Annotated in this window: 6 protein-coding genes; 5 read left to right on the top strand and 1 reads right to left on the bottom strand. The window is 45.9% G+C overall.

All coding sequences use genetic code 11. The features are described from left to right. Positions 1 to 539: 539 nt before the first annotated feature. Positions 540 to 2,789, bottom strand: a complete 2,250-nt coding sequence (locus tag QMA35_RS20445; protein ID WP_281648998.1) for a DUF1631 domain-containing protein — start codon at positions 2,787 to 2,789, stop codon at positions 540 to 542. A 388-nt stretch (positions 2,790 to 3,177) separates the two neighbouring features. Here QMA35_RS20445 and QMA35_RS20440 point away from each other — a divergent pair, with 388 nt between their 5' ends. The 5 genes from QMA35_RS20440 to QMA35_RS20420 all read left to right on the top strand — a co-directional run. Next, entirely contained in the window at positions 3,178 to 4,407 is a 1,230-nt protein-coding gene (locus QMA35_RS20440) for a serine/threonine-protein kinase (protein ID WP_281648997.1), read from the top strand. A gap of 83 nt (positions 4,408 to 4,490) precedes the next feature. Beyond that, positions 4,491 to 5,018, top strand: a complete 528-nt coding sequence (gene moaB / locus QMA35_RS20435; RefSeq protein WP_281648996.1) for a molybdenum cofactor biosynthesis protein B — start codon at positions 4,491 to 4,493, stop codon at positions 5,016 to 5,018. A 1-nt stretch (position 5,019) separates the two neighbouring features. After that, positions 5,020 to 5,502 (top strand): cyclic pyranopterin monophosphate synthase MoaC, encoded by a 483-nt coding sequence (gene moaC, locus QMA35_RS20430; RefSeq protein ID WP_281648995.1) that lies wholly within the window; start codon positions 5,020 to 5,022, stop codon positions 5,500 to 5,502. A 12-nt stretch (positions 5,503 to 5,514) separates the two neighbouring features. Then, positions 5,515 to 5,760, top strand: a complete 246-nt coding sequence (moaD, locus tag QMA35_RS20425; protein WP_281648994.1) for a molybdopterin converting factor subunit 1 — start codon at positions 5,515 to 5,517, stop codon at positions 5,758 to 5,760. 699 nt (positions 5,761 to 6,459) lie between these two features. Then, positions 6,460 to 7,125 (top strand): F-box/WD40 repeat-containing protein (locus tag QMA35_RS20420; RefSeq protein ID WP_281648993.1); only part of this gene is annotated, 666 nt, incomplete at its 3' end.

Below are 7,125 nucleotides of genomic sequence, written 5' to 3'. Positions count from 1 at the left end.
CCTTCTGAAACTGGTGACGTGGGATTGTTTTGAGTAACTGTTGGAAAACGCTGTTATGATGCTTCATGTCTGTCTTTTTTGTTTTGTGAAATAGCTGTCTCGACAACCGCTATTTTACCGCAAACCACTAAAGACAGGCATCTCACGCCTTTCTCGATTTTTTTAACCGGACAGCAGTGAAATTAGATCTCTTCCTTCCAGAATAAAAGCGATAGTTACTCTCACTGTCGGGCTTTCCGGCTCAAGCATGATTTTTTCCTTGAATAGCTTCCTGAAGGTTTTTAACGGTGAAAGCTACGTGTAGCTGCGTTTTGATAATGCCCGGCAGATCGTTTGAGGAAAGGTAATGCATTCACTCAATGCCATAGGGGATGCAAAGGAACCGGTTGCATAGAAGTTAAATGGTTGTTGTGATAATCATCATGCAATGGCTCTTTGGTTGGATTTTCAACGCAGTGGAACTTGAGTTCCTGTATAGAATTGTCTTTGATACTGAATTTTATTCAGTGTGGGGCAGGGCCTGATTATAAACAGGCTCTCTAGGCGCTGACTCCTCTTCCTGAACGGTGAAGATCTGTGATCACAGCTTTCAGTGCCCGATCAAACAGCATGCCATCATCCAGTTGTTTTAATTCATTGTTTCGCAATGCATTCGCCAGTTCATAACGGTTATTTTCAGCAACCTTTATACCTGTACGATTCACAAAGATATACTTGCCAGTGGCTTTTAATACCGCGGCCAGACGACAGCGGAACCGGCGATCAGGGCCCTGCATTTCAAACCAGCCACCGGCAACCAGATTATCAACCTGTTTCAGAAACGGGTCGTTTTCATCGATTTCTGGAGCTTCATCTTGAACGGGTTCCAGAACTTCCGGGATAACAGTTGTAGAGTCAAAATTGTCAGGAGTGGTTTCAAACTCTGAAGAATTATCAATCTCTGAAATATCAACAACGGTGGCAGACTCTGTTGTTTCCTGAACTTTGCTCCTTGCTTCTTTCTCTCCAGCCTGAGCCGCTTTTACCCGTTGAATATAAACGGTCTTCAGGGCTTTGAACTGATCCGCTCGCTGGAAGGGGTCAAAGGAAATACTTTCAAGCCCTGCTTTCAAACGGGCGCCAAGCTGTGGGCTAAGTTTCTGCAGCCGTGCACGGTTAGCCTGATTCATGGGGGCAGTAACGCTCCAGATCAGGTCATGAACGGTTTTTAGTTGTACTTTCCATTCCGGGCTCTTAGTGCCTTTGTTCAAGGCGGTCAGGAACATAACGTTCTGCCAGCCTTGTTCAAGAATGGTGAGAGCTGCCGGTGGAACATCCCGGTCACCAATCAAATGGTTGATAGTGTGCTTTACAGTATTGCGAACAGCTTCAGCCTGGGCTTGTTTTTGCTCGGCTTCGAGCATGCGCTGCTCAAGACGGTCGGAACGGCGCAGTTCCTGAGAATTGAATAGGGTAAAGTCTGCCAGAAGGTCATCAAAAATGCTGGCATCCATGTCAAAGTCATTCAGAAGATACTGGACAATATCTTCCATCTTGCCCAACAGCTTGTCTTTACCTCCGCCACTCTCCTGCCAGCCAAGAGCAGCAGTTGCCATTTCATTTAACAAACGACGGGCTGGGTGACCTTTTTTACTGAAGAAGGTGTGATCGTTCAGGGCAACTTTAATTAATGGAATCTGCATCCGTCCAAGCAATGCCTTCATGGCAGCAGGTAACGTGCGATCATCCAGAATAAACTCGAACAGCATGCCAACCAGATTAATAACGTCGTTTTCGTCCTGCTTCATATCCAGAGATTGATTCTGGGATTGAATCAATTCCTGCATCTGCAAGGGAGTGTTGGCAGAGGTTGTCTGCACTCCCTGCAGCGGCTGATTCTGTTGAAGCTGGGAAAGTATTTTCATCAACTCTGTTGAGCTAACAGAGTTTTCCGCTTGTTGCGGCTGGCTGGCAGTTACCAGCTGGCGAATAGCTTGTGGCAATTCCTGTTCAGGAATATTGGCTATGCGGCCTGTTTCCTGATCATAGATTGATTGTTGGCTGCCTGTCTGCGTTTGTTGCCGGGTTTGTGATTCCTGCAAATCCTGTTTCAGGGAGGGAAGCACATTTTGTTCAGCGAGTAATGAGTTGCTGGCTTCGCAGAGTGTATCCAGCCTGCCGACAACAGTTTTTTCAAACAGCTTGAACAGAGTAATCCGGCCTCTGATATCACAGTCCAGTGTTTTGGTGGACTTGATAAAAGCACCACAGATGCTCTCCGGAGCCAGCGGGTTGTTTTTTTGATAAACCTTAATGGGTAAAAGGCTGTCGAGGCGCAGGGTCAGGTGTTGAAGAGCTTCACCACAGCGCTCGTTACCCAAAGCGATCATGGCGTTGAGGGCAACCTGTTCTTCCAGTTCGTCATTTTCCACAATGGCGAGATCATCCACAGACCACTGGCCAGATGCGGTTTCTTTCTTTTCCTGAAGAGGAATGGCAAGGTGGCCAAATGCTGCGCTCAGGGTTTGCTCCATATCTTCGAGCATGGCGCTTTTCTGAACCCTGATTTCCCGCATCAGTTCAAAATAAAGGTTGTGGTTATCACCGTCTGAACTCTTATTGGACAGTTCAAAAAAGTGATCGTCAGCCTTCTGGAAAAACATATTAAGAGACGTTTTCAGCCCCTGCCAGCTTGTATCCCGAAGCTTTTTAACAGTTTCAGGCAATTTCACCTCAGGTCTGCTCTGAGGGGCAGACTGCTGAGATCGCTCTCTTTTACCTAATGAAATGACGTTTTCTGCTGCAGACATTGGAAATCTCCGCTCTGACCACTTATCCCAACCGAATCCTGCTTACGCCTCAGAGAGAGGATTCTGCTAAAGCGGAGTAATTAAAGTGGCATGTTTTTTAGACATTATGTCTGCATTCGTCTGCCGTGACTAATGGTGAATATCTATAACGGGATCTGATTCACACACTGGTGGGCAGAAAATGTCACATTGTGACACTGGGGCTGATTAAAGCAGGCTGGCTATATTACAGGCTGGCTATATTAAAAGTGTATGGGCAGGGATGGTGAAAATGTCAGAGCCAGGTCGAGTTGATCAGAGAGTGAGTGTGCAGCCACAGGAAGCTGGGTTGCAACCACAGAAAAGCCAGAGGAAATCCTATGATCCCCGGAGTTGGGGGCCAAGGCTGGTGATTCTGATTAAAAATGTGTTGGGGCGTGAAACTCCGCCTCAAAGTGAGAGTCGCGGTGATTCAGCCCAAGTTGATACACCTCTTGAGAGAAGAGAGATTCGTCATATTACTAACCCGGAAAGGGCTAAGAAAATGCTGGCTTACCAGCATTTTCGTGACGAGGAAAAAGGAAAAGCTCATAGGTCAGAAAAGCTCCCCAATGATATTGAGGCGGTGCAGGTCACTAAAAAAGATTCTGAAATGCGGGTGTCTCGAAATGTTGGTGCGGGAAGTTATGGTTCTGTAGATACTGTATCCCCAGAAGAGGCTGGGCCTATTAGTGTTCGGAAAGAAAACCTCAGAAAAGGTGGTTTGTCTGAGTATTGGAAGTTGAAAAGGGAAGAAAAATTACTCCAGCGATTACACCACCCAAATATTGTAAAGGCGGCCAGAGAGCGCAAAGTTTCACTATTTAAGCAAGCCCTGTATATGGAGGATGGCGGTAAAAACCTCACGGAGTTTTTTAAGGCTCTGAATGAACCGTTGCCACAATATAAGATTGGGGCAACGGAAGATAAAATGCGTTCTGCTCTGAAAGCTGACCAAAGGGAACAAGCGCAGTATCGCGATCACATCTGCTCACAGGTTCTGGATGGGCTCGAATACCTTAAAAGCCAAGGAGTTATTCACCGGGATATAAAACCGGATAATATACTGATTGACCCGAGGGATGGTCAGATTCGTATTGTGGATTTTGGCGAAGCAGTGGAGAAGAAGCCTTTTTCAAAGATGTTAGATCCCTTAGGTACACCAGCTTATGTGGCACCTGAGATTATGGCTCTGACAATGGGCGAGACGGCAGAGGGCTATGATGAAGCGGCGGATGTATTTTCAGCAGGCTGTCTTTTCTACGAGATGGTAACAGGTTGGGAATATTTACGCTTTCCTGGAACGAAGGCGAAAGAGTTTTTTGCCAACGCATTACCTGTCCTAAAAGAACGTGACCTCGGTTCGTGGTTGGCTAAACGAATTAATCCAAGAATAATTCCCTCGTTGAGTCAGGAAGAAGCTGATCGTATGGTGGTTATGCTCACGGGAATGTTGCAGTTTGAGCCTTCAAAGAGATTTACACCCACTCAGGCTAAACAAGCTCTTCAGGGAAAGACTATTGAGGAGCCTGCAGTGCAACAAGGTACGGCCCCAAAAGTATTATTCGGGTGGGTTAGAAAACTTGTCGGCGGCCTTTAAAAGCCTCCTCCTCTTTTAAGCTGCTATTTTTTGCAATTTCTGGCAGGCTTGCCTGTGAATTTTTGATCCAGTGGATTGCAGTTATGGCTCATAAAAAAATTGCAGCGTTTATACCCCTGTCTATCGCAGTACTAACGGTCTCCGATACCCGAACAGAAGAAACAGACACTTCTGGTCACCTACTGGTAGAGGGCGTTAAGACTGCCGGGCACAAGTTGGGTGATAAGGCCATTGTTATTGATGATATTTACCAGATTCGTGCGGTACTTTCCCGTTGGATTGCTTCTGAAGACATTCAGGCAGTATTGATCACTGGTGGTACCGGTTTTACTGGCCGTGACAGCACCCCCGAAGCCGTTTTGCCATTGTTTGATAAAGTTGTAGATGGTTACGGTGAACTGTTCCGTCAGGTGTCCTTTGAACAGATTGGTACGTCTACCATCCAATCTCGAGCTGTTGCTGGCCTGGCTAATGGTACCATTGTTTTTGTTATGCCCGGTTCCAATAACGGCTGTAAAACGGCCTGGGAGCAGGTGATTCGTGAACAGCTCGACAGTCGTCACCGCCCCTGTAACTTTGTTGAACAGCTAAAGCCAGGCAAGAGTGAATAATATGAGTCATCTGACCCATACCGCTGAAGGTGGCGAGGCACGGATGGTGGATGTTGGTGAGAAAAACAGCACCAGTCGTGAAGCCAGAGCTGAAGCTTATATCTCTATGGCACCAGCAACACTGCAGTTAGTGCAGGAGAATGGCCTGAAAAAAGGCGATGTTTTGTCTGTTGCCCGCATTGCTGGAATCCAGGCGGCTAAACAATGTGGCAACCTGATTCCGCTCTGCCATCCTTTGATGCTGAACTTTATTGGTGTTGAATTTGAGCTGCAGCCAGAACATAACCGTATTCGTATAGAAACCTGCTGTCGTTTAAGCGGCAAAACCGGTGTTGAAATGGAAGCATTAACAGCTGCATCTGTTTCTGCGCTGACAATTTTTGATATGTGCAAGGCTGTAGACAAAGCCATGTGTATTGACAGCGTACGCGTGCTGGAAAAAAGCGGCGGCAAGAGTGGCCACTACATCGCGGATGCTGAATAAAAGGCGTTATATATGATTAAAGTACTTTTCTTTGCCAGCTATCGTGATCGTTTAGGATGTGACCAGCTGAAGTTGGACTCTCAGGCTACAGATATCATTGCCCTTAAAGCTGAACTGGCGGAGCGTGGCGAGTTGTGGAAAACGATATTGCAGGATCGCAAAACCCTGGTTGCCGTGAATCAGGTGATGACCAAGGATTCCGCTACTATTAATGATGGTGATGAGGTGGCGTTTTTCCCACCAGTGACTGGTGGTTGATAACCTGATGGGTGATAACAAAGTCGAAACTTGCATTTTTTTAAACCGCTTTGAATGAAAGCGGTTTTCCCTTACGGCTAAAGCTAAAGCTCCCTGGTTAATGAACATGCAAAAACGCAGGTATAGTTAAGGTCACATTTTCGTGTAGATTCTGACCCCGGAATGCAAGGCGAAGCTTGGCCATCTGATATCAAATCTCAACTTGGTATCTTCATCAACTACGACAACAGCCAAGTTGGCATCCATGTTGGGGTGGTGGTAATTAGGCATGTCTGCTGCGAGGCTTCTGGTGATAATCGACATGGATTTTCTTTCTCAGTGATTTGAGTTGGTTTGTGCTATTTGAAATCTATGCTTGCATTTGATTACTCCGAAAACACTATCAGTGCTGTTAGTTATCTATATAGCTGGGTACTGCACTCTCAGGCTTTTCGGGACATGGCGGCAAGGTTTTGTGCAAACAGGTCAGCTGTTCGGGAGATCATGTGTTAAGCGATTTCAGAAATTTTTCAAATCGAGTCTGCTGCATGACGATGGTTCCATATTCGACAGAAACCGGTAGGTAGATGTGTAGTTCATGTGACCTACATTTACGGTGAACAGAGCTGTTACCTCGTTTGTTACTTGCTGGCTGGAACAAAGTTAATGTCAGAATTGTCTCATCATATTAAAGACAACTAATACCGGGAGCGAAATGCAATGGATGGAATACGAGCATCTAAGCGGCCAGCCTCCTCTACTCCTGATAATAAAGAAGCTGATAATAAAGAAGCTGATAATAAAGAAACTGAAACTAAAAAGTGTGTTGACGAATCAAAATCAAAGATAAGACAATTACCACCTGAAATAGTTGTAACAATCCTTTCAAATCTTGGGCACAGAGATCTGGTTGCCTGCAGGCAGGTTTGTACCCAATGGAAGCATCATGTTGATAATCTGCATCTACAGGCTCGTGCTTTTTATCGTAGATGCCATCCAACGGCATATGCAGCCAGTCTGCTAAAACCAGTGGAGTGTTACCGTTCATTAATCCGTAATAACCTGAGCGGCTTTGGTGATGAAGGTAAAGCATCAATAAAACAGCTAGATAGCCTTTTAGGACATCAGTACTTTCCTAAAGTCTTGTTTTTTACCATCGCCAGAGTATTAACTAGAACAAAAGCTTTTATCTGCAAGCCCATAACTACCATCCAACATTCAAGTTGGGTCATCAATGCCGACTTCAGCCCCGACGGACATCACCTTGTGACAGTCTCAATCGATAATACCGCCAAAATCTTGGGGCTTGTTAACGGGCAATGGCAGGAAAAAGCCACCATCCAACATTCAGGTCGGGTCGACAATGCCAGCTTCAGCCTCGACGGA

The sequence above is a fragment of the Parendozoicomonas sp. Alg238-R29 genome (genome assembly GCF_947331445.1).
GTDB lineage: Bacteria > Pseudomonadota > Gammaproteobacteria > Pseudomonadales > Endozoicomonadaceae > Sansalvadorimonas.
Note: the sequence above shows the minus strand (reverse complement) of the source record. Positions and strands in the feature narration are given on the sequence as shown.